The 26,107-nt window shown below is 59.7% G+C and carries 18 protein-coding genes; 6 read left to right on the top strand and 12 right to left on the bottom strand.

Annotated elements, in window-relative coordinates:
* Nucleotides 1-75: 75 nt before the first annotated feature.
* From ACW9IR_RS15010 to glnE, 8 genes are all read right to left on the bottom strand, one after another.
* Nucleotides 76-1,527, bottom strand: coding sequence for a lipopolysaccharide kinase InaA family protein (locus ACW9IR_RS15010; protein WP_150794085.1), 1,452 nt, complete (start codon nt 1,525-1,527; stop codon nt 76-78).
* Nucleotides 1,527-2,279, bottom strand: coding sequence for a lipopolysaccharide kinase InaA family protein (locus ACW9IR_RS15015; RefSeq protein WP_150707136.1), 753 nt, complete (start codon nt 2,277-2,279; stop codon nt 1,527-1,529). The genes ACW9IR_RS15010 and ACW9IR_RS15015 overlap by 1 nt, the downstream gene beginning before the upstream one ends.
* A complete protein-coding gene (locus ACW9IR_RS15020; RefSeq protein WP_102899476.1) occupies nt 2,276-3,010 on the bottom strand; it encodes a lipopolysaccharide kinase InaA family protein in 735 nt (244 codons plus the stop codon). Before ACW9IR_RS15020 ends, ACW9IR_RS15015 begins: the two co-directional genes overlap by 4 nt.
* Nucleotides 3,010-3,816: a lipopolysaccharide core heptose(I) kinase RfaP gene (gene rfaP, locus ACW9IR_RS15025; protein WP_102899477.1), complete on the bottom strand. Its 807-nt coding sequence runs from the start codon at nt 3,814-3,816 to the stop codon at nt 3,010-3,012. The genes ACW9IR_RS15020 and rfaP overlap by 1 nt, the downstream gene beginning before the upstream one ends.
* Nucleotides 3,816-4,937: a glycosyltransferase family 4 protein gene (locus ACW9IR_RS15030; protein WP_457463929.1), complete on the bottom strand. Its 1,122-nt coding sequence runs from the start codon at nt 4,935-4,937 to the stop codon at nt 3,816-3,818. The genes rfaP and ACW9IR_RS15030 overlap by 1 nt, the downstream gene beginning before the upstream one ends.
* The gene (waaC, locus tag ACW9IR_RS15035; protein ID WP_123448344.1) at nt 4,937-5,998 is read right to left on the bottom strand and encodes a lipopolysaccharide heptosyltransferase I; all 1,062 of its coding nucleotides are present in this window, start codon (nt 5,996-5,998) and stop codon (nt 4,937-4,939) included. Before waaC ends, ACW9IR_RS15030 begins: the two co-directional genes overlap by 1 nt.
* 1 nt (nt 5,999) lies before the next feature.
* Complete coding sequence (waaF, locus tag ACW9IR_RS15040) at nt 6,000-7,034, bottom strand: lipopolysaccharide heptosyltransferase II (RefSeq protein ID WP_457463931.1); 1,035 nt, start codon at nt 7,032-7,034, stop codon at nt 6,000-6,002.
* A gap of 310 nt (nt 7,035-7,344) precedes the next feature.
* The gene (glnE, locus tag ACW9IR_RS15045; protein ID WP_457463933.1) at nt 7,345-10,284 is read right to left on the bottom strand and encodes a bifunctional [glutamate--ammonia ligase]-adenylyl-L-tyrosine phosphorylase/[glutamate--ammonia-ligase] adenylyltransferase; all 2,940 of its coding nucleotides are present in this window, start codon (nt 10,282-10,284) and stop codon (nt 7,345-7,347) included.
* A gap of 384 nt (nt 10,285-10,668) precedes the next feature.
* Here glnE and aceE point away from each other — a divergent pair, with 384 nt between their 5' ends.
* The 5 genes from aceE (at nt 10,669) to msrA (ending at nt 20,775) form a co-directional block, all read left to right on the top strand.
* A complete protein-coding gene (gene aceE / locus ACW9IR_RS15050; RefSeq protein ID WP_007915682.1) occupies nt 10,669-13,314 on the top strand; it encodes a pyruvate dehydrogenase (acetyl-transferring), homodimeric type in 2,646 nt (881 codons plus the stop codon).
* Nucleotides 13,315-13,325: 11 nt separating this feature from the next.
* Entirely contained in the window at nt 13,326-15,287 is a 1,962-nt protein-coding gene (aceF, locus tag ACW9IR_RS15055; RefSeq protein ID WP_457463936.1) for a dihydrolipoyllysine-residue acetyltransferase, read from the top strand.
* Between the two features lie 276 nt (nt 15,288-15,563).
* Complete coding sequence (locus tag ACW9IR_RS15060) at nt 15,564-16,961, top strand: alkaline phosphatase D family protein (RefSeq protein WP_457463938.1); 1,398 nt, start codon at nt 15,564-15,566, stop codon at nt 16,959-16,961.
* A 243-nt stretch (nt 16,962-17,204) separates the two neighbouring features.
* A complete protein-coding gene (locus ACW9IR_RS15065) occupies nt 17,205-19,901 on the top strand; it encodes a putative bifunctional diguanylate cyclase/phosphodiesterase (protein ID WP_457463940.1) in 2,697 nt (898 codons plus the stop codon).
* Nucleotides 19,902-20,109: 208 nt separating this feature from the next.
* Nucleotides 20,110-20,775: a peptide-methionine (S)-S-oxide reductase MsrA gene (gene msrA / locus ACW9IR_RS15070; protein ID WP_016985652.1), complete on the top strand. Its 666-nt coding sequence runs from the start codon at nt 20,110-20,112 to the stop codon at nt 20,773-20,775.
* Between the two features lie 129 nt (nt 20,776-20,904).
* Here msrA and ACW9IR_RS15075 read toward each other — a convergent pair whose 3' ends face one another.
* On the bottom strand, nt 20,905-21,744 hold the full coding sequence (locus ACW9IR_RS15075; protein WP_064117137.1) for a 23S rRNA (adenine(2030)-N(6))-methyltransferase RlmJ: 840 nt from the start codon (nt 21,742-21,744) through the stop codon (nt 20,905-20,907).
* Between the two features lie 331 nt (nt 21,745-22,075).
* On the opposite strand from ACW9IR_RS15075, the gene ACW9IR_RS15080 reads away from it, so the two are divergent.
* Complete coding sequence (locus tag ACW9IR_RS15080; RefSeq protein ID WP_095125326.1) at nt 22,076-22,492, top strand: hypothetical protein; 417 nt, start codon at nt 22,076-22,078, stop codon at nt 22,490-22,492.
* A 25-nt stretch (nt 22,493-22,517) separates the two neighbouring features.
* Here ACW9IR_RS15080 and ACW9IR_RS15085 read toward each other — a convergent pair whose 3' ends face one another.
* The 3 genes from ACW9IR_RS15085 to ACW9IR_RS15095 form a co-directional block, all read right to left on the bottom strand.
* Complete coding sequence (locus ACW9IR_RS15085) at nt 22,518-22,838, bottom strand: hypothetical protein (RefSeq protein ID WP_102899485.1); 321 nt, start codon at nt 22,836-22,838, stop codon at nt 22,518-22,520.
* Between the two features lie 330 nt (nt 22,839-23,168).
* Nucleotides 23,169-23,882, bottom strand: coding sequence for a DUF4123 domain-containing protein (locus ACW9IR_RS15090; RefSeq protein WP_457463944.1), 714 nt, complete (start codon nt 23,880-23,882; stop codon nt 23,169-23,171).
* Nucleotides 23,872-25,887 (bottom strand): type VI secretion system Vgr family protein, encoded by a 2,016-nt coding sequence (locus tag ACW9IR_RS15095; RefSeq protein ID WP_457463946.1) that lies wholly within the window; start codon nt 25,885-25,887, stop codon nt 23,872-23,874. Before ACW9IR_RS15095 ends, ACW9IR_RS15090 begins: the two co-directional genes overlap by 11 nt.
* Between the last annotated feature and the right edge of the window lie 220 nt (nt 25,888-26,107).

Below are 26,107 nucleotides of genomic sequence, written 5' to 3' on the forward strand. Positions count from 1 at the left end.
GCACAGTTCATGGCTTCTGGAGAAGCTGTAGGACAAGTCGCTGAATCTTGTCCTCTGTTGCTGTAGTGGTTTGACTCAGGCCGCGCTGGAGATCTCTTTGGGCAAACGCTGATCTATGACCTTGTACAGTGCACTGCTTTCCGGCCAGTTACGCATGAATCGCGCACGGTCACGGGCATAGGCCGGCGCGAAACTGCCGACCGATCCATGCTGACACATCGAGTCCAGATCGATCAGCGCCCAGCGATCCTGCTGCCAGAACAGATTATGCCCCTTGAAGTCGCCGTGGCTGATGCGCTCGTCAATCAATCTGACGAACAACTGATCCAGCGCCTGCAGCTCCGCTTCCGGTGCCTGGCCATTTTCAACATACGGTGCAAAGCGCTCGATGATATCCGGCCCCGACAGGAACTCGGTCACCAGATACGCACGACTGCGCAGCCACAAGAAGCGCTTTTCCAGCACCGCCAGCGGCTTGGGCGTGGCGATCCCGAGGAACGCCAGGCGATTGCCTTCGCGCCACGAATGCCACGCCCGACTCGGCCGCCAGAAACGCTTGAGCCAATGGGCAAAGCCCTTGATGTTGTAGCGCTTGATCACCAGCGTGCGCGCACCGGCCTGAACCTTGCCGACGCTCGCCGCACCACCGGTCTTGTACAGATGGCCCTGATCGAGCAACGCATCGGCTTGCTCCAGTACCGGCAGCATGGCTGATTCTTCTTCACGACGAATCGCGCGCAGAGCGAACGCTCCACGCTGCACACTGAACAGCGTGCACTCGCGACCGACCTTGATCAGGAAGTCTTTCAAACGCCAGCGACGTACTTTGTCGATCTGCTTCTGCAAGGCTTCCAGCGGCAACGCGTGCTCACTGTTGCTCAACAGGTAATACACCAGCAGTTCTTCAGTGAACGGTTCCAGCGCCTTGGGCAACTGAGCGAAAAACACCCCGAGGTTTTCCAGGACTTTTTGTCGCGATAGCGGCTGGCCGGCGGTCTCGGCACAAATACCGGCACCATCAATCAAGTACAACTGGCCGCCGTGACGCAGCAGATTGTCCAGATGGAGGTCTTCCTGCCAGAGCCCTTTACCGTGCAACTGGCCAATGGCACCCAGCGCCTCGGCCAACACCGCCGACTGTTCATCGGCCAGCACCGGCAGCGACTCGACTTTCGCCCAGGCATCGCCAAGGCTTTCGGCCCCCTCAAGGAAGTCGAACAGCAGCCAGCCACCTTCGCCATTCTGCAAGCCATCGGCCAGCAGCAGCGGCGTCGTCATACCTTGCGCCGCCAGCAGGCGCACGCCTTCCAACTCGCGCTGAAAATGCCGGGCAGCCTTGCCGCCCACCAGCAATTTGGCCAGTACCGGACGCCCGCGCCAGACACCGGCGCCAACGTAACGCTGCCCCGGCAGGACTCGCAGCAGGCTCAGCAATTGCAGATCCGCACTGCCAGCGGCATCGGCCAGAGTCACGGTCAGCGGCAGTTGCGGGGCTCGCCCGACACCGGCCAGCTCGGACAATTGCATCAGCGGGTCTCCTTATGACTGCGGCGCGCGGTCAGCCGGGCAAGCCAACTGTCGAGCAGCGAGCTATCGGCGGGCTGATCGAGATAAGCCGCGAGCAATTCACGCAGTTGCGCCTCGTTCCATTCCGGCGCGCGGCGTTGCAGCGGCTCCAGATCCTTGATCCGGTCACGCATGCCGAACAACAAAGGCCGGGTCTTTTCCAGGTCGATCAATTGCGCCTGATACCCGTCACCGGTGGCCCGCAGAAAAATATGCTTGGGGTAGAAGCAGCCGTGTACCTGACGCACACCGTGCAGATGCCGCGCCAGCAATCCGCAGGCCTTGAGGATGGCTGAATGCTGTGCAGCACTGAGCTGCGCCCAACGCTGCAGCAGCGATTCCAGATCGCTCCAGCCATCGAGCGCCCGGGTCAGCAGGATCGCGCGGACTTCGCCATCAACCTTGCGCTCACCGAAAAACGCCGCTTGCAGCGCCGGAATACCGAGCTTGCGATAGCGACTGATATTGCGAAACTCACGGGCAAAGCTTGGCTCGCCGAAAGGTGCGTGCAAGGTCCGCGTCAGGTAGTTGCTCTGGCGCTTGAGGTAATAACCCTGCCCTTCCAGGTCCAGACGGAAGACACTGCTCCAACCGCCACGGGCGGTATTGGGTTCGTCCACAGCCTCAAGCTGTTTCGTCCAAAGCGCGTCAAAAGTGCCGAGACCATGGCGCTCAAGCAGCGCACGGTCCTCAGCAGCGAGAAAATCAGTCATTCGCGTCCCTCGAAAAATCTCACCACGTGCCGAATCCGTTTCTTGTCGGCGCTATCAAGCCGATCGCACTGGCGGTATTGCTTATAGAAGCGCAGGCGTTGGGTATTGGACAGGTGGTATTTGGCGAGTTTATCGAGACAGGCCAGATCCTTGGTGATCCGATACTTGAGCCAGAAGCCGCGCCAGAACTCGCCGTTAGGGCAATCGATCAGAAATATCCGCGCCTGATCATCGATCAACAGGTTGCGCCATTTCAGATCGTTATGGGTAAATCGGTGATCATGCATCGTCCGGGTATAACCGGCCAGTTGCCGGCTGACGTCGTCAACCCAGGCGCGATCCTTGAGTTTCGGATCCTTGCGCTCGGCGAGCGCCGAAAGGTCTTCGGTGTTGGGCAATTCGCGCGTGATCATGGCACCACGATCATAGGCCGCACCGCGTCGTTCCAGGCCCCAGGCCACCACTTCGGCAGTGGGAATGCCCCACTTGGCGAAGCGCTTGAGGTTCTGCCATTCCATCTTCACTCGCGGCTTGCCGAGGTAGCGGCGCAAGCCTTTACCGGCGCCGACATAGCGTTTGACGTAATAGTTGACGCCGTTGCGCTGCACGCGAATCACTTCCGACAGCGGGTCACGGGTCAGGCGCTCGCCCTGCAACGCAAATACCGCTTCGAGGCTGCCGAAATCTTCGGCGAGCTCACTGTATTGCGGCTCAAGAGTCCAACCCGCCATCAGAGCGCATCCCCGTAACGCTGCTTGCGTGCGTAAAGCTTGTTGGCTTTGCCTTCGAGCCAGTTCAGCAGCGGCGCTTCTTCCGCCAGGATCTGGCGCAGCGGCTGCTGGAAATAGCCCTTGAGAAAGCGCAGCTTGTCGCGGCGGGTCAGGCCGATGTCCAGCGCGGAGAAATACAGCGCCGCCAGATCCTTGTTACGCCAGCGCTGAGTGATCTTCGCGCGGGTCTGGGCACGGTGCAGGTCGATCACCGAGAGTTTGAAATCTTCCGGCGTCACCGGCTTATCGGTGTGCAACAGGAAGTGGCAGATGTAGCAGTCGCGGTGATTGACGCCGGCGCGGTGCATCATGCCGGTCATGCGCGCGACTTCAGCGATCAGCGCACGCTTGAGTTTTGGCTCCGGCGGCTGCTTGACCCAGTCGATGCTGAAGTCTTCCAGGCTGATGGTCGGCGCCAGTTCTTCGGTGACGATGAACGAATGCTGATCCGCTGGATTACTGCCCTTCTCGCCGTAAGCAACGGCGGTCATGGTTGGCACGCCGACTTCCTGCAGACGCTGGATAGCCTTCCACTCCTGGCCTGCGCCGAGTACCGGCAGCTTGGCGGTCAGCAGGTTCTTGAAGATCTCGCCCCAGCCGATGCCACGGTGGATCTTGACGAAAAATCCGTTACCGTCGACTTCCGTGCGCAGTGTCCGGCGTGCTTCCAGCTCGCGGTATACCTCGCCCTGCAAGCCTTCGACCTCGGCGAACGGATCGCGTCCGGCCCAAAGGCTTTTGAACGGTTCAGCCAGCATCAACTTCATTAAGCGTGCTCCGCCAGAATCACATCGGCCGCGTGCTGCGGCATGCTGTAGAGGTCGGCCGTCTCGGCGAAGGCCAGACCATTGCGGCTCCAGGCCGCGCGTGCAGCGTCGTCTTTCAACATGTCAGTCAGGTATTGCGTCAGTTGCGCCTGATCGAACGGCTCGTCCAACACTCGCCCGGCATCGGCCTCGGCAATGTAATGGGCATAACCGCAGACCGCACTGACCAGCACCGGCAAACCGGCGACCAGCGCCTCAAGCAACACGGTACCGGTATTTTCGTTGTACGCCGGATGGATCAACAGATCGGCGCCGAGCAGGAAACGCGGGATATCGCTGCGCCCTTTCAGGAACGTGACGTTATCGCCCAGACCCAAAGTGGCGCTCTGCATCTGGAATAATTTGGGGTCATCCTGGCCGATTACAAACAGCCGGGTACGCTTTCTCAATTCAGCGGGCAACCCAGCCAGCGCTTTCAGGCTGCGATCAACGCCTTTGGTTTTGAAGCCCGAACCGATCTGCACCAGCAGCAGTTCGTCGTCCTTCAGATTGAATTCGGCGCGGAAACCGGCGCGGATTTCATCGGCATCCGCTGGACGGCGACGATCCTGAGCGATGCCCGGCGGCAGCAGGTGGAAGCGTTCAAGCGGCGTGTCGTAATGCTTGATGAACAGCGGCTGCTGCACTTCGGAAATCATCAACACTTCAGTCTTTGCGTCTTTGGCGAACACCGCGCGCTCGTACTCGGCGAAGTGGCGATAGCGGCCCCAGCGGCGGTACAGCGAATTGCGCAGGTTCTGCGCCTTATCTTCGAAGCAGCCGTCGGCGGCGTAGTAGACGTCCAGCCCCGGCATCTTGTTGAAACCGATCAGGCGATCCACCGGACGCTTGGCCAAGTCCGCTTCCATCCACGCGCTGAGTTTTTCATTGCGACGGTGATTGAAGAACGCCTTGACCGGCGCCACCAGCACTTCGAAGCCGGGCGGCACGTCGCCTTCCCAGATCAGTGTGTAGACGCGAATCTGGTGCCCGCGTTTCTGGCATTCGAGGGCGATGCGCATGAAGTCGCGCTGCAAACCACCAAACGGGAAATATTTGTACAGGACGAATGCCAATTGCATCAGCGCAGCTCCTCAGCCATTAACAACGTGCTCAGTCGGCTGGCGACACGCTCGGGGTTCAGACGCGTGAAGCACAGCGGCTGCTCACGCTTCAGGTCAAACTGACGGGCATCCTGCGCGGTCGGTTGATAGGTACATTTCTTTTGCAGGCACGGCGCGCACGGGAAATCGCTGGCCAGGTGAATCTGCAACTTGCCGTAAGCGCCGGTCAGGCCCGGGTTGGTCGGGCCGAACAGCGAAATGGTCGGCACATCCAGCGCCGCCGCCAAGTGGCCGAGACCGGTGTCCACCGCGACGCAGGCTTGCGCACCGGCGAGGACTTTGCCGACGCCGGCCAGATTGAGTTTCGGCAGCACTTCGGCGTGTTTGAAACCGGCGGCGATGCGCTCGGCACGGGCTTTTTCCTGCGGGTTGCCCCACGGCAGCTTGACGCCGACGCCGAGATAACCGACGCGCTCGGTCAGTTCGCGCCAGTAGGCTTCCGGCCAGTGTTTGGTGTCCCAAGTGGTGCCGTGGAGGAACACCACAAAGGCGTTTTTGCGCGGCAACTCGACCAGACGCTCGACGTTCAGACCGTAATCGCCCAGGCCTTTGGGCAAGTCGTAACCGAGGGCGATGGCGAACAACTGCCGCACCCGCTCGACGGCGTGCTGACCACGGGCCACAGCCAGTTTGCGATCATAGAAACGCGAAGCCATCGGCTCGCGGGCCGAACCTTTGTCGAGTCCGGCCACCGGCGCTTTGACATAACGGGTCAGCCAGGCACTTTTCAGCAGCCCCTGAGCGTCGATGACCAAATCGTATTTGTTGGCGCGCACGCTTTGCTTGAAGCGCTTCCACTCGCCGCTGGTGATGGTTTTCCAGATGTTTTTGCGCCAGCGGCGGATCGCCACCGGAATCACCTTGCCAACGGCCGGGTGCCAGGTCGGGATCTCGGCGAAGCCTTCTTCCACGACCCAGTCGAATTTGATCCCGGGAATGGCCCGGGCGGCGTCGGTCAGCGCCGGCAACGCATGAATCACGTCGCCCAGCGATGAAGTCTTGATCAGCAATACCCGCAACTTAATGAACCTCGACCACAGAACCCTGCAATTTCTGCAAGGCATCGTTGACCGCGTCCGGCATCAGCTGGCGCAGGCAGTTGTAATGGCCGAAACGGCAGGTACGGTCGAAGCACGGGCTGCAATCGAGGCCCAGACGGACCACTTCGACGTGTTCAGCCAGCGGCGGGGTAAAGCCCGGCGAAGTCGAGCCGTAGACCGCCACCAATGGGCGGTTCAGCGCAGCGGCAACATGCATCAGGCCGGAATCGTTGGAGACCACCGCATCGGCGCAGGACAGCAGGTCGATGGCTTCGGCCAGCGAGGTGCCGCCGCTGAGGTTGACCGATTCTTCACGCAGGCCCGGGATCAACCGCGCGCGGATGTCTTCGCCGACCGAGTGATCGTTTTTCGAACCGAACAGCCACACCTGCCAGCCTTCGCGAATACGTGCTTCGGCGACTTTGGCGTAATGCTCGGACGGCCAGCGTTTGGACTCGCCGAATTCGGCGCCGGGGCACAGGGCCAATACCGGCCGATCAAGGCTCAGGCCGAACTTGGCCAGCGCCGCTTCGCGGGTCACCGGGTCAATTTGCAGGCTCGGGTGCGGATACGGCTTCGGCAGTTCGGCGTTCGCTTCAAAGGCCAACGCCATGAAGCGCTCGATCATCAGCGGATAGCGTTCTTTGTCGAGAGTGCGCACATCATTGAGCAAGCCGTAGCGGAATTCGCCGCGCCAGCCGGTGCGTTTCGGGATGCCAGCGAAAAACGGCACCAGCGCCGACTTCAGCGAGTTGGGCAGCAGGATCGCCTGGTCGTACTGACCGCGCAGGGATTTGCCGATGCGCCGACGCGTCGCCAGTTCCAACGCGCCGTGGCCGAGCGGGAAGCTCAAGGCCTTGCGCACTTCAGGCATGCGCTCAAGGATCGGCCGGCTCCACTCGGGGGCCAGCACGTCGATTTCGCATTGCGGGTGGCGCTGCTTGAGACACTGAAACAGTGTCTGCGCCATCACCATGTCACCGACCCAACTGGGCCCAACGATCAAAATATTCATGTGGTTTCCAAAAACGAACCGGGGAGGCATTTACGCCTCCCCGCCTCGAGAATCACTGTGGGAGCGGCGCTGCTTGCGATGGGTCATTACCTTCAACATAACTGTCGACTGTCACTCCGCTATCGCGAGCAGGCTCGCTCCCACATGGTTTGTTCGTCTTGCCTTGAATCTGCATACACCGCAGATCCACTGTAGGCCTTCGCCTGCTCGCGATGGGGTCGTTACATTCAACATTGTTGTCGTCTGATACTCCGCTATCGCGAGCAGGCTCACTCCTACAGGGTTTTGCATTCATTCACACATCTGCGACTCAGCTTAGCCCCAACTCACGCCATATCCGCAAAACCTGCCGCCGTTCTTCGGCAAACTGGTCGCCCGATATCACCCCGGCGTCCTTCTGCAAGGCCTGCCGGTGGGCGGCGGAGCGGTAGGCTTTATAGGCCTCACGCAGCAGACTGGCATCTTCGGCAGGCATCAGCCCTTCGTGCTCCAGCTCTTCCAGAATGCGGATGTTATCGGTCCAGCGCAGCAGTGGCGGGTGGCTTTGCGACCACGCCAGAGCCGCGTATTGCACCATAAATTCAATATCGACGATACCACCGGCGTCCTGCTTGAGGTCGAACGGCGCCGTGGCGTCGAAGGCATTTGCTGCCGTCCCGGCTGCGGTGCTCTTGGTGCCGAGGTTGTCGCGCATCTTTGCGCGCATCTCGCTGACTTCCTGTTGCAGCTTCGCCAGATCGCGCGGTTTACCCAAGACCTGTGCGCGCACCTTCTCGAACGCCTGACCGACATCTTGACTGCCAACCAGCACTCGCGCCCGCACCAAAGCCTGATGCTCCCACGTCCAGGCTTCATTTTCCTGATAGCGGGCAAACGCCCCCAGCGAGCTGACCAGCAACCCCGAAGCACCCGATGGCCGCAAGCGCATATCCACTTCGTAGAGCTGACCGGAGTTGGTCTGCGCCGTCAGCAGGTGAATGATCCGTTGCCCGAGCCGCGTGAAGAACTGCGCGCCATCAATCGACTTCGGCCCATCGGTTTCCGCCTGCGGATCGCCGTCGTGGATAAACACCAGATCCAGGTCCGAACCATGTCCCAGTTCGAGACCGCCGACTTTTCCGTAACCAACAATGATGAAGCCGGGATCACACAACGTGCCGTCGGTGCGCAGCGGCGTGCCGTACTTGGCCACGGTCTGGCGCCAGGCCAGGGCCAGCACTTGCTCGAGAATCGCCTCGGCCAGCCAGGTCAGGTAATCGCTGACTTTCATCAACGGCAGGCTGCCGGCGATTTCCGAGGCGGCGACACGCAAGCGGTGCGCCAGTTTGAAATGGCGCAGGGCTTCCATTTGTTGTTCGAGATCGTCTTCGGGAATCCGCGTCAGCCGCTCGCGCAACTCGGCGGCCAATTCCGGCGCCAATGGCGGCTTGAACAAACGACCTTCGTTAAGCAATTCATCCAGCAGCAGCGGGAAGCGCGTGATCTGTTCGGCAATCCACGGGCTCGCCGCGCACAGCGTCAGCAAGCGGCGCAGGGCGCCGGGATTTTCCGTCAGCAAGACCAGATACGCCGAACGCCGGGCGACCGCTTCAACCAGCGGCAGTACCCGCTCGAGCACCAGATCGGGATTGTTGTGCTCCACCGCCTGGGCAAGCAGACGCGGAATAAAGGCATCGAGACGCTCACGCCCCAGACGCTGCATCGCACGCAATTGCGGGCTGCCGCGCAAACCGGCCAGTGCTTTCAGGGCTTTGCTCGCATCGGCAAAACCGCCCTCCTGCAACTGACGGCACGCCGCTTCTTCGTCCTGCGCCTCTTCCCACAGCGGCAGCCATTCACCGCCGACCACCACTTCACTTTCGGCGCCTTCATCCTCGTCGGGATCGGCAATCACCTGGGCGAAGTGCCAGGCCACACGGCCACGCCAGAACATCAGCTTCTCGTGAAAGGCGTCCCAGTCGGCAAAACCGAGCATAAAGGCAATACGCGCCTGATCCTGCGTACCATCCGGCAGCATCTGGGTCTGACGGTCGGCGATCGCCTGAATCGCGTGTTCGGTGTAACGCAGAAATTCGTAGCCCTCGCGCAACTCGCTGATCACCGCCGGCGGCAGGTAGCCCTGCCCCTCCAGCGTGCTCAACACCTTTAATAGAGGACGCTGCTGCAGGCTCAGATCGCGGCCACCGTGGATCAACTGAAAGGCCTGAGCGATGAACTCGACCTCACGGATGCCACCGGAGCCCAGCTTGATATTCTCGGCCATGCCCTTGCGCCGCACTTCCTGCTGGATCAACTGCTTCATGGTGCGCAGCGCTTCGATCGCCGAGAAATCCAGATAACGCCGATAAACGAACGGTCGCAACATGTCGAGCAACTGCGCGCCCGCAACCTGATCGCCGGCCACCACCCGCGCCTTGATCATCGCGTAGCGTTCCCAGTCGCGGCCCTGATCCTGGTAATACTGCTCCAGCGCATTGAAGCTAAGCACCAGCGCGCCGGAGGAACCATACGGGCGCAGGCGCATGTCGACGCGGAAGACGAAACCGTCGACGGTCATCGGGTCCAGCGCCTTGATCAGGCGCTGGCCGAGACGAATGAAAAACTCCTGATTATCCAGCGCGCGTTTCACACCGACGGTCTCGCCGCCTTCGGGGTAGGCGAAGATCAGATCGATATCTGAAGACAGGTTCAGCTCGACGGCGCCGAGCTTACCCATGCCGAGGATGACCATTTGCTGCGGCTCACCGCTGCGGCGGCCGGTCGGCGTACCGAATTGTTCGCAATGGCGGCTGTACAACCATTGATAAGCCTGGTCGATAGTCGCGTCGGCCATATCCGAGAGATCGCGGCAGGTCTGCACCAGATCGGCCTGACGGGTGAGATCGCGCCAGATGATCCGCACTTGATGGCGAGCGCGCTGGCGGCGCAAGGCGCGGCCGAGTTCATCTTCGGTTTGCGCGGCGTTCACTGCCGCAGCAATCTGCGCACACAATTCACCCGGCGCGAAGACCCGGTCGAGTTCGCCGGACTGCACCAGCGTGAGCAACATCAAAGGGTCACGAACGCTCTGTTCAATGACAAACTCGCTGGCGGCGGTGACGCGGGCAAACTGCGCCCAGCGCTCTGGCGTCCAGTTCGCCAAGCCGTGATCGTCTTCCAGCGCGGCGACGGCCGTACGGAACGACTGCTCGGATCGAGTGACCAACGGCAGGAGAATGGCAGGCAGTTCGGCAAGCACGGGCAGGGTCATGGTCTATCCTTGATCGGCGTGTAAATGGCCGCTTGTAGTGATTGGTGAAAACCCGCTACCCGGAGGACTGTCGAACAAAAGTTAGAAATAGCTGAAATTTCTTTCTCTTTGGCAGCGAACATCAAAGTTTCACCTTTTTCGGATGGCAAAAGACCAACCTTAACGATTATTCTCACAACGCAGCCGGAGGCCACAAGCCATTCTTCTGTAGTTTTACTACTCGTCTATACATTCGAAAGGCTGAAATGCCGGAAGATTTGTAGTAAAACTACACGCCGCCGGAACAACCTATCGGCAATCCAAGAATTTTAAATCGTCTGCCCACAAGGCCAGTCGCAAACTCAGGCAACCGATTCTGGAAGCCTTTCCGCCCTGGAGCAAGCCATGCAAGACCTCGATCCCGTCGAAACCCAGGAATGGCTGGACGCCCTGGAATCGGTTCTCGACAAAGAAGGCGAAGACCGTGCTCACTATCTGATGACCCGTATGGGCGAACTCGCGACCCGCAGCGGCTCGCAGCTCCCTTACGCCATCACCACGCCTTACCGCAACACCATCCCGGTAACCCACGAAGCACGCATGCCTGGCGACCTGTTCATGGAACGCCGCATTCGCTCGCTGGTACGCTGGAACGCGATGGCCATGGTAATGCGTACGAACCTGAAAGATTCTGACCTGGGTGGTCACATCTCCAGCTTCGCTTCCAGTGCGACCCTGTATGACATCGGCTTCAACTACTTCTTCCAGGCCCCGACCGACGAACACGGCGGCGACCTGATCTACTTCCAGGGCCACACCTCGCCAGGCGTTTACGCCCGTGCGTTCATGGAAGGCCGCATCACCGAAGACCAGATGAACAACTTCCGCCAGGAAGTCGACGGTCAGGGCCTGTCGTCCTACCCGCACCCTTGGCTGATGCCTGACTTCTGGCAGTTCCCGACCGTATCCATGGGTCTGGGTCCGATCCAGGCGATCTACCAGGCACGCTTCATGAAGTACCTGGAACACCGTGGCTTCATCCAGCCGGGCAAACAGAAAGTCTGGTGCTTCCTGGGCGACGGCGAGTGCGACGAGCCGGAATCCCTGGGCGCGATCTCCCTGGCCGGCCGCGAGAAGCTGGACAACCTGATCTTCGTCATCAACTGCAACCTGCAGCGCCTCGACGGCCCGGTTCGCGGCAACGGCAAGATCATCCAGGAACTCGAAGGCGTGTTCCGCGGTGCTCAGTGGAACGTGACCAAAGTCATTTGGGGCCGTTTCTGGGACCCACTGCTGGCCAAAGACGTCGACGGTATCCTGCAGCGTCGTATGGACGAAGTCATCGACGGCGAGTACCAGAACTACAAAGCCAAAGACGGCGCGTTCGTTCGCGAGCACTTCTTCAACACGCCTGAACTCAAGGCGATGGTTGCTGATCTGTCCGACGACGAGATCTGGAAACTCAACCGTGGCGGCCACGACCCGTACAAGGTCTATGCGGCTTACCACGAAGCGGTCAACCACAAAGAACAACCTACCGTTATCCTGGCCAAGACCATCAAGGGTTATGGCACCGGTGCCGGCGAAGCGAAAAACACTGCGCACAACACCAAGAAAGTCGACGTCGACAGCCTGAAGTTGTTCCGCGATCGTTTCGACATCCCGGTCAAGGACGAAGAGCTGGAGAACCTGCCGTTCTTCAAGCCAGAGCCAAACAGCGCCGAAGCCCGCTACCTCAGCGAGCGTCGCACTGCACTGGGCGGTTTCGTGCCTCAGCGCCGCGCACAAAGCTTCAGCGTGCCGACTCCGGACCTGGACACCCTCAAGGCCATCCTTGACGGTTCCGGCGACCGTGAGATTTCCACCACCATGGCTTTCGTGCGAATCCTCGCGCAACTGGTCAAGGACAAGGAAATCGGCCCGCGCATCGTTCCGATCATCCCGGACGAAGCCCGTACCTTCGGTATGGAAGGCATGTTCCGTCAGCTCGGCATCTACTCGTCCGTCGGCCAGCTCTACGAGCCAGTCGATAAAGACCAGGTGATGTTCTACAAGGAAGACCAGAAAGGTCAGATCCTTGAAGAAGGCATCAACGAAGCAGGCGCCATGAGCTCGTTCATCGCTGCCGGTACTTCGTACTCCAGCCACAACCAGCCGATGCTGCCGTTCTACATCTTCTACTCGATGTTCGGCTTCCAGCGTATTGGCGACCTGGCCTGGGCCGCTGGCGACAGCCGTACCCGTGGCTTCCTGATCGGCGGCACCGCTGGCCGGACCACCCTGAACGGTGAAGGTCTGCAACACGAAGACGGTCACAGCCACCTGCTGGCCGCGACCATCCCGAACTGCCGCACCTACGATCCAACCTACGGCTACGAGCTGGCGGTGATCATTCAGGACGGCATGAAGAAGATGACCGAAGAGCAACAGGACATCTTCTACTACATCACCGTGATGAACGAGTCGTACCAGCAGCCAGCCATGCCGGCCGGTGCCGAAGAAGGCATCAAGAAAGGCATGTACCTGCTCGAAGAAGACACCCGCGATGCGGCGCACCACGTACAGCTGATGGGCTCCGGCACCATTCTGCGTGAAGTCCGTGAAGCGGCGAAGATCCTGCGTGAAGAGTTCAACGTTGGCGCCGACGTATGGAGCGTTACCAGCTTCAACGAACTGCGTCGCGACGGCCTCGCTGTCGAGCGCAGCAACCGTCTGAAGCCGGGCCAGAAGCCTAAGCTGAGCTACGTCGAAGAGTGCCTGAACGGCCGTAAAGGTCCGGTCATCGCCTCTACCGACTACATGAAACTGTTCGCCGAGCAGATCCGTCAGTGGGTACCGTCCAAGGAATTCAAAGTCCTCGGCACCGACGGTTTCGGCCGCAGCGACAGCCGCAAGAAACTGCGTCATTTCTTCGAAGTTGACCGTCATTTCGTGGTGTTGGCAGCCCTGGAAGCACTGGCTGACCGTGGTGATATCGAACCTAAGGTGGTGGCTGAGGCCATCGTCAAGTTCGGCATCGACCCGGAAAAACGCAACCCACTGGACTGCTGAGGAGACATTTTGTGAGCGAACTCATTCGCGTACCTGACATCGGCAGCGGTGAAGGTGAAGTAATTGAACTGTTTGTGAAGGTCGGCGACCGTATCGAAGCCGACCAGAGCATCCTGACCCTGGAATCGGACAAGGCCAGCATGGAAGTGCCGGCCCCGAAAGCCGGCGTCATCAAGAGCCTGAAAGTGAAGCTGGGCGACCGTCTGAAAGAAGGCGACGAACTGCTTGAGCTGGAAGTCGAGGGCGCCGCTGAAGCGGCCCCTGCTCCTGCCGCTGCGCCGGCTGCAAAAGCTGAAGCCAAACCGGCGGCCGCTCCTGCTGCCGCTGCACCAGCCGCCGCCCCTGCTGCCGCTTCGGTTCAGCAAGTGCACGTGCCGGACATCGGTTCGTCGGGCAAGGCGCAGATCATCGAGATTCAGGTCAAGGTCGGCGATACCGTCGAAGCTGATCAATCGTTGATCACCCTGGAATCCGACAAGGCGAGCATGGAAATCCCGTCGCCTGCCGCTGGCGTGGTTAAAGCCATCAGCGTCAAGCTCAACGACGAAGTCGGCACTGGCGACCTGATTCTGGATCTGGAAGTGGCGGGTGCTGCGGCCCCTGCGGCTGCCGCTCCAGCCCAGGCTGCTGCACCGGCTGCTGCCGCTGCGCCTGCTCCGGCAGCCGCGCCAGCAGCACCGGTTGCCGACAGCGTTCAGGACATCCACGTTCCGGACATCGGTTCGGCCGGCAAAGCCAAGATCATCGAAGTGTTGGTCAAGGCTGGCGACACCGTCGAAGCCGACCAGTCGCTGATCACCCTGGAATCCGACAAGGCGAGCATGGAAATTCCATCGCCTGCCGCTGGCGTGGTGGAAAGCGTTTCCATCAAGCTGGATGACGAAGTCGGTACCGGCGACCTGATTCTGAAGCTGAAAGTCAAAGGCGCAGCCCCTGCTGCTGCCCCGGCGCCAGCTGCCGCTGCTGCACCAAGTGCTCCTGCCGCTGCTGCTCCGGCTGCCGCAGCACCTGCACCTGCTGCCGCTCCAGCCGCCGCACCGGCCAAGCCCGGCGCGAAAGTTCACGCCGGCCCAGCTGTGCGTCAACTGGCCCGTGAGTTCGGCGTCGAGCTGAACGCTGTCGGCGCCAGCGGCCCGCACGGTCGTATCTTGAAAGAAGACGTGCAGGTTTACGTCAAAGCGATGATGCAGAAGGCCAAGGAAGCACCGGCCGCTGCTGCTGGCGCAACCGGTGGCGCGGGCATCCCGCCGATTCCGGTCGTCGATTTCAGCCGTTTCGGTGAAATCGAAGAAGTGCCGATGACTCGCCTGATGCAGATCGGCGCGTCGAGCCTGCACCGCAGCTGGCTGAACATCCCGCACGTGACTCAGTTCGATTCGGCTGACATCACCGAGCTGGAAGCGTTCCGCGTGGCGCAGAAAGCCGTTGCAGAGAAGGCTGGCGTCAAGCTGACCATCCTGCCGCTGCTGCTCAAGTCGTGCGCGCACATGCTCAAGGAGCTGCCGGACTTCAACAGTTCGCTGGCGCCAAGCGGCAAGGCGATCATCCGCAAGAAATACGTAAACATCGGCTTCGCCGTCGACACCCCGGATGGCCTGCTGGTACCGGTCATCAAGAACGTCGACCAGAAGAGCCTGCTGCAACTGGCAGCCGAAGCCGCTGCGCTGGCCGCCAAAGCCCGCGACAAGAAGCTCACCGCTGACGACATGCAGGGCGCCTGCTTCACCATTTCCAGCCTCGGCCACATTGGCGGCACCGGCTTCACGCCGATCGTCAACGCGCCGGAAGTGGCGATCCTCGGTGTTTCCAAGGCAACCATCCAGCCAGTCTGGGACGGCAAAGCCTTCCAGCCGAAACTGATGCTGCCGCTGTCGCTGTCCTACGATCACCGTGTGATCAACGGCGCCGCTGCCGCACGCTTCACCCAGCGTCTGGGCAGCCTGCTGGCGGACATCCGCACGATCCTGCTGTAACTCGATCGGCCCTCCGGCAACGGAGGGCCGATTGCTGCACCCTTTCGAGCGCCACACGCTCGTACCTCAACCCCGTCAGTTTGGCGGGGCTTTTTTTTGCCTGAAGAAAACACCCTTCTCTTCTTTTCCCACACGTTGCGCTGATATCGGCCACAACTCTGGTCGGCTTGACACTGATCTTTTTTATTCGATACGCAACTAACCTAGGCACAGCCAATTCAACTAATAAAACTTAGTAGAACCCTGTTAATTCAAGTTAATTCGAATGGATTCGACATGTTAAAACCAACTATCGGCCCGATTATCGGCCACGTTACAACTCATCATGCACGCATCTTCATGCGTGGCGACCGGCAGAACAGTTCAAGAGTATTTGCCGGAGTACGTTATCGCGCTTGCGGCACACAACAATGGTCCAACGGTAACTTCGCGCATCTGAGCGAATTACGCGACCTGTCACATGTGTTCGCCCTCAACAACTTGAGTGCCGACACAGAATATGAATTTCAGGCCGGCTGGTTCAGCCCGATGAATCCGGTGCATACCCCGGACAGCGTTGCCGAATTGCCGTTGCAATGGCCGCGGGAAATCTACCGCATGCGCACCCGCTCCAGCAAAACCCTGCAACCCAGAGCCTATATCGTCGGCTCTTGCCGCTACCTGCGCATGACGGCGGGCATCGCCTCCCTGCCGCAACTGGGCGACCGGATCTTTGCATCCATCAATCAGCTGATCGAAGGCATACAGCCACCGATCAGCGCGGTATTGATGACCGGCGATCAAATTTATGTGGATGATTTGAATCTGATCGCACCGGATCGCGAATACAAAGACATCCTTAATAAATACCGTGCCGCATTTTCCCAACCGAACATTCAACGCTTGATGTCCGGCACTTCGACTTACATGATTCTTGACGATCATGAAATCGAAGATAACTGGCCGGCCAATGCCAGCAAGTCCGACGGTGATTTATATCGTAACGCCATGGCTGCTTATGAGCTGTATCAGGCCAGTCACAGCCCGGTACATCCACTGACAACTAACGGAGATATAGATCACGCAACACTCGAGCATTACTGGTATCAATTCAGCGATGGCGATATCGAATGGTTTGTCACCGACAGTCGCACCCGTCGCAACTTGTCCGCCGAGGATCGACGGATCCTCGACGAGGCACAGGAACAAGCCTTGCTCAAATGGCTGAGCAACAGCACCGCGCGGGTCAAGTTCGTGGTCACCAGCGTGATGTTCTACCCCGATCGCAAACTCCACGGCGATGACGCCTGGAAAGTCTTTCCCGAGCAGCGTCTGCGTCTGCTGGAAACCATCCGCACCCGACGGATCAAGAATGTCGTGTTCATCTCCGGGGACGTGCATGGCTCGCTGACCGCTCGCTTGACTCACAGCGAAGACCCCGACTTTGAAGTCCATACGGTGGTGTCCTCACCGCTGTGCAACAGCAAACTGCTGCCTTACGCCAAGGCGTCCACGTTCATTCTGGATCAGCCGCTGGTGCGCACGGCGGCGGGCGATTACCGGCATGAACTGACCAGCACCGTGGTCAGCGAAGACAATTTCGCTCACATGGTGGTCGACGCCGGGCAGATTCAGGTCAATTACCACGATCGCGATGGCAAACAGCTGCAATCGATCGTCATTCCCTTGCGTTGAATAACCGGTTGAAGGGGCGTCGTTTCGGGGCACAAAGCGCTCTGGAACGGCGTTTTTTCCATTCAACAGCATTACTTTCTGCCGCACGCTGGAGAAATGTTCAGCGCAGCCGACATATTCTTATAGCACTTGGCCTTCATGTCTCTTGTCAGTCGGTGCCGCAATGATGCAACCTTGCCGCAGGCAACAGTAAAGAGGGCGAGAGCCCGGCGCGTTCAGCATATTTCCAAGCGAGTTCCCTTCATGAAGAGCCAACCCGATGCCGCCAGCCGTATGGCGGCCGAGGTAGTGACGCAGTTGCCTGTGCCCTCGCGGCTCGGCATGCTGCGTTTCGAGCGCTTGAATGAAGCCAGTTGGGCCATGCTGTTTCTTGATCCCAACTGCGAACGCCAGTTCGGCCAGCCGGCCGTCGAACTCTGCGCGCTGGTCGGCTCACCCTACGCCAGCCTGATGGAACCCGAAGCGCGCTATCAACTGCACGACGCGATCCAGCAACAGTTGACCGTCAGCCCGCATTATCTGGTGCGTTACACCCTGCACACGGCTGCCGGTGCACTGAACATCCTGGAACTGGGCGAAGCCTACAAACAACACAACCGTCATCTGCTGCGCGGCTATCTGCTGGCGGTCGATCACGTTTTCGATGAAGTACCGCTGCCGCCCTCCGTCGACCTCGAAACGCAGAATTCACGCCTGCAAATCGCCCTTGAACTCAATCAACGCGCCCAGCAGGAACAGTTGCAGCACCTGGAACGGGTGCGCGCCCAGCAGGACTTGATTCTGCTGCTCGCCCGTCAGCGCTACAGCACGCACAACTCGCTGCAGGAAGCCGCCGAACTGATCACCCGCTGCGCCTGTGATATCTATGAAATCGACTGCGCCAGCCTGTGGAATCTCGAAGGCCAGCAACTGGTGCCGATCTCCGCGTACCACCGCGCGACCCAGGAATACATCCTCCCGGACGTGATCGACATCAGCAGTTTCCCTGACTACATGGAAGCCCTGCACAGCAGCCGCGCCATCGACGCACACAATGCGATGCGCGATCCGCGCACCCGGGAAATGGCCGAAGCCCTGCGCCCGCGCGACGTCAACGCCATGCTCGATGCGAGTATTCGCGTCGATGGCCAAGTGGTCGGCGTGCTGTGTCTGGAACAGACCGGCGTCACCCGCGCCTGGCAGTCCGATGAAATCGCTTTTGCCGGCGAGTTGGCCGATCAGTTCGCACAAGTTATCAACAACCACAACCGCCGCACCGCCACCAGCGCCCTGCACCTGTTCCAGCGTGCGGTAGAGCAAAGCGCCAACGCCTTTTTGCTGGTCAATTGCGACGGTGTGGTCGAGTACGTCAACCCGAGTTTCACCGCGATCACCCAGTACACCACCGAAGAAGTCCACGGCCAGCGTCTGTCCGAGCTGCCGGCGCTGGAAAACCTCAGTGAACTGTTGTTCGACGCGCCTTCGGCGCTGGCCAAGAGCAACAGCTGGCAGGGCGAATTCAAGAGTCGCCGGAAAAACCTCGAACCGTACTGGGGCCAGTTGTCGATCTCCAAGGTCTATGGCGATAACCGTGAGCTGACGCACTACATCGGCATCTACGAAGACATCACCCAGACCAAACTGGCGCAACAGCGCATCGAGCGTCTGGCCTACACCGACAACCTGACCAACCTCGGCAACCGGCCGGCGTTTATCCGCAATCTGGACGAACGCTTCGCCCGCGACAGCGACACGCCGATCAGCCTGTTGCTGGTCGACATCGACAATTTCAAGCGGATCAACGACAGCCTCGGTCACCAGACCGGCGACAAGCTGCTGATCAGTCTGGCCCGGCGTCTGCGCAACAGCCTGAGCCCAAGTGGCAGCCTCGCGCGGTTCGCCAGTAACGAGTTTGCCGTGCTGCTCGACGACACCGACCTCGCGACCGGTCAGAAGATCGCCAACCAATTGCTGGCGACGCTCGACAAGCCGATGTTCGTCGACAACCAGTTGATCAGCGTTACCGGCTCGGTCGGCCTGGCGTGCGCGCCGCTGCACGGTCGCGACCCGCAAACGCTGATGCGCAACGCCGGTCTGGCGCTGCACAAGGCCAAGGCCAACGGCAAACATCAGGTACAAGTCTTCACCGAAGCGCTGAATGCCGAGGCCAGTTACAAACTCTTCGTCGAGAACAACCTGCGCCGCGCCCTGACCCAGAACGAGCTGGACGTGTTCTACCAGCCCAAGCTGTGCCTGCGCAGCGGTCGTCTGCTGGGCATGGAAGCGCTGTTGCGCTGGAACCATCCGGAGCGCGGCATGATCCGCCCGGACCAGTTCATCAGCGTCGCCGAAGAAACCGGCCTGATCATTCCGATCGGCAAGTGGATTGCGCGTCAGGCCTGCCGCATGAGCAAAGCGCTGACTGCTGCGGGCATGGGCAATCTGCAAGTGGCGATCAACCTGTCGCCGAAACAGTTCTCCGATCCGGATCTGGTCGCGTCCATCGCCAACATCCTCAAGGAAGAAGCGCTGCCGGCCAATCTGCTCGAACTGGAACTGACCGAAGGCCTGCTGCTGGAAGCCACCGAAGACACGCACTTGCAGCTCGATCAGCTCAAGCGTCTGGGCCTGACCCTGGCCATGGATGACTTCGGCACCGGTTACTCGTCGCTGAGTTATTTGAAGAAATTCCCGATCGACATCATCAAGATCGATCGCAGCTTCATCCACGAAATCCCCGACAACCAGGACGACATGGAAATCACCTCTGCGGTGATCGCCATGGCACACAACCTGAAACTCAAGGTTGTGGCCGAAGGTATCGAGACCGCCGAGCAACTGGCGTTCCTGCGTCGTCATCGTTGCGACGTCGGCCAGGGTTACCTGTTCGACCGGCCGATTCCAGGCGCTGAACTGATCCAGGCCCTCAAACGCTACCCACGCGGCCCGCTCTGCCTCTAAAAACACCGCAAACTCCCCCTATGGATGAATTCCCCCTGTGGGAGCGAGCTTGCTCGCGAAAACGGTGGGTCAGTCACTTCAAACGTTGAATGCTACAACGCTTTCGCCAGCAAGCTCGCTCCCACATTTGAATAGTGCGAAATCGGACATCATTCGGCACACTGGCGGTCTGACTTTTTACATCCCATCCTGACTGAGAGGAACGATCATGGTTCTGCGCTCGGAAATTCTGGTGAACAAAAACGTGCTCCCGACTAAAGAACAAGCTCTGCCCGGCCGCGAAACCGCGATGACCCTGCCTGAAAAGCACTTCGTCTTCGAAGAAACCCCGCTGCTTGGCCCGTTTTTCCAGGACGTCGACTTTGCGATCTTCGGTCTGGGCTGCTTCTGGGGCGCCGAGCGCCGCTTCTGGCAGCGCGAAGGCGTGGTCAGCACGGTCGTCGGTTATGCCGGCGGTTTCACGCCGAACCCGACTTACGAAGAAGTCTGCTCGGGCCTGACCGGCCACGCGGAAGTGGTGCTGGTGGTGTATGACAAGGCTAAAGTCAGCTACGAAGAGCTGCTGGCGATGTTCTGGGAACTGCACAACCCGACACAGGGCATGCGCCAAGGCAACGACATCGGCACGCAGTACCGCTCGGTGATCTACGCGACTTCGCCTGAGCATCTGGATGCAGCGCTGAAGAGCAAGGCGACCTATCAGGCTGAACTGTCGAAGGCGGGTCTGGGCGAGATCAGCACCGAGATCGAACAGGCGCCGACCGTGTACTTCGCCGAGACGTATCACCAGCAGTATCTGGCGAAGAACCCTGAGGGTTATTGCGGGATTGGCGGCACCGGCGTGTGCATGCCAGCGAGTCTGGCAGGCAATTAAATCCTGAAAGCAAAAGATCGCAGCCTGCGGCAGCTCCTACAGGAGATCAGTGATCGTCCGCACATTGGTGGACGATGCCGAACCGTGTAGGAGCTGCCGCAGGCTGCGATCTTTTGATCTTGCCGTTGATCAGCTCTCGGCAATCAACCAATCCATCTGCCAGCCACCCTGGGTCTGCCCAAGCTTCTTCGACAACCACGGCAGCAGCTCACGCAATTCCTCTTCCAGCCCCCACGGCGGATTGGCAATCGCCATGCCCGAGCCGTTCAGACTGTTCGGCGTATCCAGCGGGTGCACCAGCAGTTCCACGCGCAGCAACTTCGGCGCACCGGTGCCGGCCAGATCCTGATAGAAACGCCGCAACGCACGCTGATCCTTCACCGGATACCAGATCGCCGCGACGGTTTGGCGCATGCGGCCAATCGCCTCTTTCAACGACGCTGCGCAACGCTGCATCTCGTCGAGCTGCTCGAACGGCGGATCAATCAGCATCACCGCGCGCTTTTCCTGCACCGGCAACATCGCTCGTGCAACGTGCCAGCCCTCGCCGAGATGAACTTTGACCCGACGATCACCGGCCATGTTGTCCTTGAGCAACACGCCGTCTTCAGGGTGCTTCTCGTTGAGCATCACCCGATCCTGCGGGCGCGTCAGGCGCCGCGCCAGCTCCGGCGAACCCGGGTAATAGCGCAACTGGCCGTCCGGGTTCATCTCGTGCAGCACCTTCATGTAGTCGGCGGTCAGCGCCGGCAGATCCGGCTGCTCCCACAAGCGCGCGATGCCTTCCAGGTACTCACCGGTACGGTTGGCCTGATCGCCCTGCAAGTCATACAGACCGATGCCGGCGTGCGTGTCGAGATAGGCAAACGGCTGCTCCTTGCGCGACATCAGGGCGATGAGGCGGGTCAAGGTCAGGTGTTTGAACACATCGGCGTGATTGCCGGCATGGAAGGCGTGACGATAATTCATGGCTGCTCCTGCGAAGGGCGCAAAGTTTACCTTTTACCGCGCGGCAAGTCAGGGGTTCGCAGCCGAGCGGACAAAAGCCTTTCCCTCACCCTAGCCCTCTCCCGGAGGGAGAGGGGACTGACGGTGGTGATCTTGCGGCTTATGTCGACCTGAAAGATCAGCGCGAACTCAAGCCTGGCGAAGCAAAGTGCGCCGCTGAAGTCGCAGGTCGGCGTACCTCACCCAGACAACTCGATCAGTCCCCTCTCCCTCTGGGAGAGGGTTAGGGTGAGGGTTTTTGCTTTTACGCAGTTACACTTGCGAAAAATCAGAGACAGGAAGTCAAAAACTCATGCGATACCCGTTCATTTTCCTACTCGTCGTGCTAAGCCCATATCTAGCACTTGCCGACGAAAACCACATCGATCAAGCCAGACAAACGCTGAAGAACTATGGATTGAGCGAGTGCATTCTCAAGCCATTCAATCAAAAGTCTGAGCTGGAGCATGACATCGAAATGTCCGCCGGCGCCTACTCGCATTTTGGCAAAGGCATGCACACCGTCATGGAAAATGAAGACACGCACAAGGTTTTACACGATCCCTATAAAGAAACCAGAAACTATATGTTTGCGGCGTCTGACCAGATCTCTGCCAACAGAGAATACTCGGACAAAAAAATGATATTCCATGGTTGCGTACAGGTGTACAACTCAGAAGCGTTCGACCGTTTTATCCGGACTCAGGATGCTTACATCGTTGATGATTGACATCTTTTGATGTTGCTTTTAAGCATCAGGAAGGCATCTCGCGCAGGCGCCTGCCGATGACATCAAGCACATCACAGCCGTCGCGCAAGGGGATCACGCAGAGCAGGGCGAAGTCGCTGAGGATGACGGAGTCGCATTCGACCGAGCCGCGCATGCACATGTTTTCCAGCACCTGGATCACGGCGCGCAGGCGATGGTTGGCGGCGTCCATAAGGATGTCGAGGGGCACGTGGGTGTCGATGAACAGGGTCGGCATGTCGCTGCAATTGCCGGTAAGTGCCATGAAGCGGTTGTCGGGATGGGGGATGATTTTTTCGTAGGGTGGATCGGGTGTTAGCGTTTTCATTTTTGAACCTCTGGTAGTGAAATGAGCTTCCACCATCGCCCTCCTACGGGTTTGGGTGGCAGCCATGCGCGGGGTAGGAGTACCGAGACCAGAGAACTCGGCCACGCCGAAGCGTGCCCGCACATAACCGCCGCAAATGATCTTACGGACGCACGTAGACTGCCGCAAACCAGGCAACGACGTTTATGCACTCTTCTAGTCTCAAGGCTCCTACACCCTGTCGCCGCATCTGCGGTGACCTTTTAAGACTATCCCTGCAACCCATCGCCCACCAGTTCATGAAAACCGCCGCGACTCGAAGGAATCGTCCGAGACCTTCGCCCCGAAAACTCACTCCGACTCTGCCAGCAAAAACGCCAGCAACGCCGATTGCGACGAATCTTCCGACATTGAAACCTGAAAAAACCGCCTCACCTTGCAACGCAAAACCGCCACGGGAAAGGCCTCGAAGACTGCCGGATATTCCTCGCTCAACCACTGCAACGCATTGGCTGTTCGAACGTCATTGCCCTGCTGCGCCAGCACCGACTCCGGTACCTGCCACCACGGAAATACCCTTCCCGAAACCTGCGCCCTGCCGCTAATTTCCAGCGCCTGCCCATTGATCAAACAACGCCCGATCAGCGGGAACAGCTGCGCCGCATCGACCTCATCGGCCTGAAGAATCGGCAACAGAAAGCGCCCGTCCCAAAAACGAAAAAACACCGTTTTGCCACCCGGCATCAGCACTTGGGTGAGGCTGCAAAAGTGCGCCACCACCTCTTCAAGGCTCGCCGAAGACACCGCCAGCCAACCCCAATCCCGCGACTCGGTGGTGGCCACCCAATGCAGAAACTCACTGTCGGCGGCGACAATTCCCACGTAAGGCATCACCGCATCCCACTCGGCATAGATCGTCTCGGCCCAGATCGGACTCGCCATGTCTGGCCAGCCCTTGAGCGGCTTCGCCTCGCTGGCATTGCTGAATACCGCGAACAACTGCTCGGAAACTTTCAACGGCTCCCGCGCCAACCAATCGGCAGGCAGAAGAAAATCAGGCTGCACAGAGACCGTCCTTGCAACGCTCACACTCTTCGCAGAATGGCGCATCACCCTTGAAGCTCATGATTTGTGCAGCGGTGAGCATGGCAGCCGGCGCGGCGGCGAGTTTCTCCGGCAATCCCGGTACAACCGGCGCGGCACTCATCGCCGCCATCGGCGCACCACCTACAACAACCGGCACGCTGCTGAAAATGCCGCCGGGGCCGATGTTGATCCATTGCCCGCCGGCCTGAATCGTCGCACTCGCGCCGCCATCGATGACCACTTGCTGACCGGCGCTGACGTGGAATTGCCCACTGGCGCTGATCGCCTGATTGCTCACGCGAATATGCCGGTCGCCGCTCACGCTCAGATGGTCGTCCTGCCTCACTTCGGTCTGCCGCCGACCATGAGTGATGCGCTGCTCATCAGCCTTCAACTCATGGCGGGCGGTGCCGGTGACGATAATGCTGCGCTGGTTGTCGACCTGCACCTGTTGATCATTCAACACATGCTGCGTCCAGTTGCGCTGGGCGCGCAGGTAGATTTCCTCGGCGCCTTTGCGATCCTCGATGCGCAGTTCGTTGTAGCCGCCACCGCCGGGGCTGCTCTGGCTGCGGAAAACGCTGCGGGTCTTGTCCGCGGGCAGATCCAGCGGGATCGGTGTCGCGGCGTTGGGCAGGCAGCCCACGACCAAAGGTTTGTCGGCGTCGGCATCGATGAAGCCGACCAGCACTTCCATGCCGACTCGCGGGATCAACACGCTGCCGTAACGGTCATGGGCCCAACCGCTGGCAACGCGCAACCAACAACTGGAATGCTCGTTCAATTCACCGTCGCGGTCCCAAGCCAGTTGCACTTTGACCCGACCGTACTCGTCGCAGTGGATTTCGGTGTCTTTCGGCCCGGTCACAACCGCCGGTTGGTAACCGGGCATGCGTGGTTTTTCCGGCCCCAGCGCCGGGCGGAAAAACACGTCCCACGGCGTGGCGAGAAAGCTATTACGGTAACCCTGGAAAGCGTCCCCATCGCTGGTCACCGATTCCTCCAGCACTTGTGGCTGGCGGCCATGGTGTTCGACGGCAGTCAGCAGCCACAGGTCATTCCAGTCGTGGCGCGGATGCTCGCTCAGTTGCAGGAAATGTCCGCAAACCAGTGCAGATTCGTCGCTGATGCCTTCGGCCTGACGGTAATCGGCGACATGTCGCTCAAGTGCCCGCTGGGCCAGGTGCTTGCCGGTTTCACGATCGTTGAATTGGCCAGGGAAGTGATAGTCCTCCAGCACTGGGCGCTGCTCGCCGTCGACACGACTTTGCAGGTGCAGACGGGGCTTTTCGAAGTTGTAGTCGCGCCGAGTGACCACGCTGGTGCGGGTTTCCACGCGCACATTGAATCGCTGGACTGCCGGGGTGCCTGCGGACATGCCGCTGCCCGGCAAATAAACCGTCGGCTCGGCCAGACGCGGGAACACGGTCTGGTCATCGCCGAACAGCAAAAGGTGTCCTTCGGGACTGTGCCGAAAGTGATAATGAATGCCGACCTCGGCACATAGCCGCTGAATGAACGCCAAGTCGCTTTCAGCGTACTGCACGCAATACTCACGAACCGGGTATTCGCTGCCTAACCGAAACTCGAAAGCATCCCGAAGGATCGCGTGATCCTTAAGCACCTGCGCAACAATTTGCGGCACGCTCTGACGCTGGAAAATCCGCTGATTGATGCGGTGTCCCAGATACGTCAGACGTGGCACGAGGCTTAAGTGATAGCGCGTCAGACGTTTCCCCGAATCGCCCTGCCCGACCTGATAAATCTGACCGTGAATACCGGCACCGCCCGCATCAAAACTCAGAAACGCCTGACAGTGCAGCAGGCTTTCGAGATCCAGATCCGGTCGTTCACTGACCAGTTCCAGCTCGAAACGAAAGGGTTGGCTGATGGCTTCCTTGCCCGTGAACTCAAGGACTTTGAGGTCATGTTGGGCGCCTTCGAGGGTCAACGTGAAACGCGGTTGATTGGCAGACGCGAACATCCGATGTCTCTCTGCAGTGTGAGGGCGGGCGATTCTGCATGAGGGGCAACGGGTGATGAATGGGTGACGGGAAAATCAGATTTTCCCTACTTTCATTGATGAAAAACCCTGCAAAAAGCAGCGCCTTCAACTACAGACAAATCCTCCAAAACCACCACCGAACCTTGTAGGAGTGATCCTGCTCGCGATAGCGGTCTGACGTTCGGCATTGATGTCGACG

This window comes from Pseudomonas sp. SDT291_1_S447 (genome assembly GCF_054070155.1).

Excerpts from the sequence above, each read along its gene's own strand:
- ACW9IR_RS15010 (WP_150794085.1), bottom strand. The coding sequence starts at position 1,527 with ATGCAATTGTCCGAGCTGGCCGGTGTCGGGCGAGCCCCGCAACTGCCG.
- ACW9IR_RS15015 (WP_150707136.1), bottom strand. The coding sequence starts at position 2,279 with ATGACTGATTTTCTCGCTGCTGAGGACCGTGCGCTGCTTGAGCGCCAT.
- ACW9IR_RS15020 (WP_102899476.1), bottom strand. The coding sequence starts at position 3,010 with ATGGCGGGTTGGACTCTTGAGCCGCAATACAGTGAGCTCGCCGAAGAT.
- rfaP (WP_102899477.1), bottom strand. The coding sequence starts at position 3,816 with ATGAAGTTGATGCTGGCTGAACCGTTCAAAAGCCTTTGGGCCGGACGC.
- ACW9IR_RS15030 (WP_457463929.1), bottom strand. The coding sequence starts at position 4,937 with ATGCAATTGGCATTCGTCCTGTACAAATATTTCCCGTTTGGTGGTTTG.
- waaF (WP_457463931.1), bottom strand. The coding sequence starts at position 7,034 with ATGAATATTTTGATCGTTGGGCCCAGTTGGGTCGGTGACATGGTGATG.
- glnE (WP_457463933.1), bottom strand. The coding sequence starts at position 10,284 with ATGACCCTGCCCGTGCTTGCCGAACTGCCTGCCATTCTCCTGCCGTTG.
- aceE (WP_007915682.1), top strand. The coding sequence starts at position 10,669 with ATGCAAGACCTCGATCCCGTCGAAACCCAGGAATGGCTGGACGCCCTG.
- ACW9IR_RS15060 (WP_457463938.1), top strand. The coding sequence starts at position 15,564 with ATGTTAAAACCAACTATCGGCCCGATTATCGGCCACGTTACAACTCAT.
- ACW9IR_RS15065 (WP_457463940.1), top strand. The coding sequence starts at position 17,205 with ATGAAGAGCCAACCCGATGCCGCCAGCCGTATGGCGGCCGAGGTAGTG.
- msrA (WP_016985652.1), top strand. The coding sequence starts at position 20,110 with ATGGTTCTGCGCTCGGAAATTCTGGTGAACAAAAACGTGCTCCCGACT.
- ACW9IR_RS15075 (WP_064117137.1), bottom strand. The coding sequence starts at position 21,744 with ATGAATTATCGTCACGCCTTCCATGCCGGCAATCACGCCGATGTGTTC.
- ACW9IR_RS15080 (WP_095125326.1), top strand. The coding sequence starts at position 22,076 with ATGCGATACCCGTTCATTTTCCTACTCGTCGTGCTAAGCCCATATCTA.
- ACW9IR_RS15085 (WP_102899485.1), bottom strand. The coding sequence starts at position 22,838 with ATGAAAACGCTAACACCCGATCCACCCTACGAAAAAATCATCCCCCAT.
- ACW9IR_RS15095 (WP_457463946.1), bottom strand. The coding sequence starts at position 25,887 with ATGTTCGCGTCTGCCAATCAACCGCGTTTCACGTTGACCCTCGAAGGC.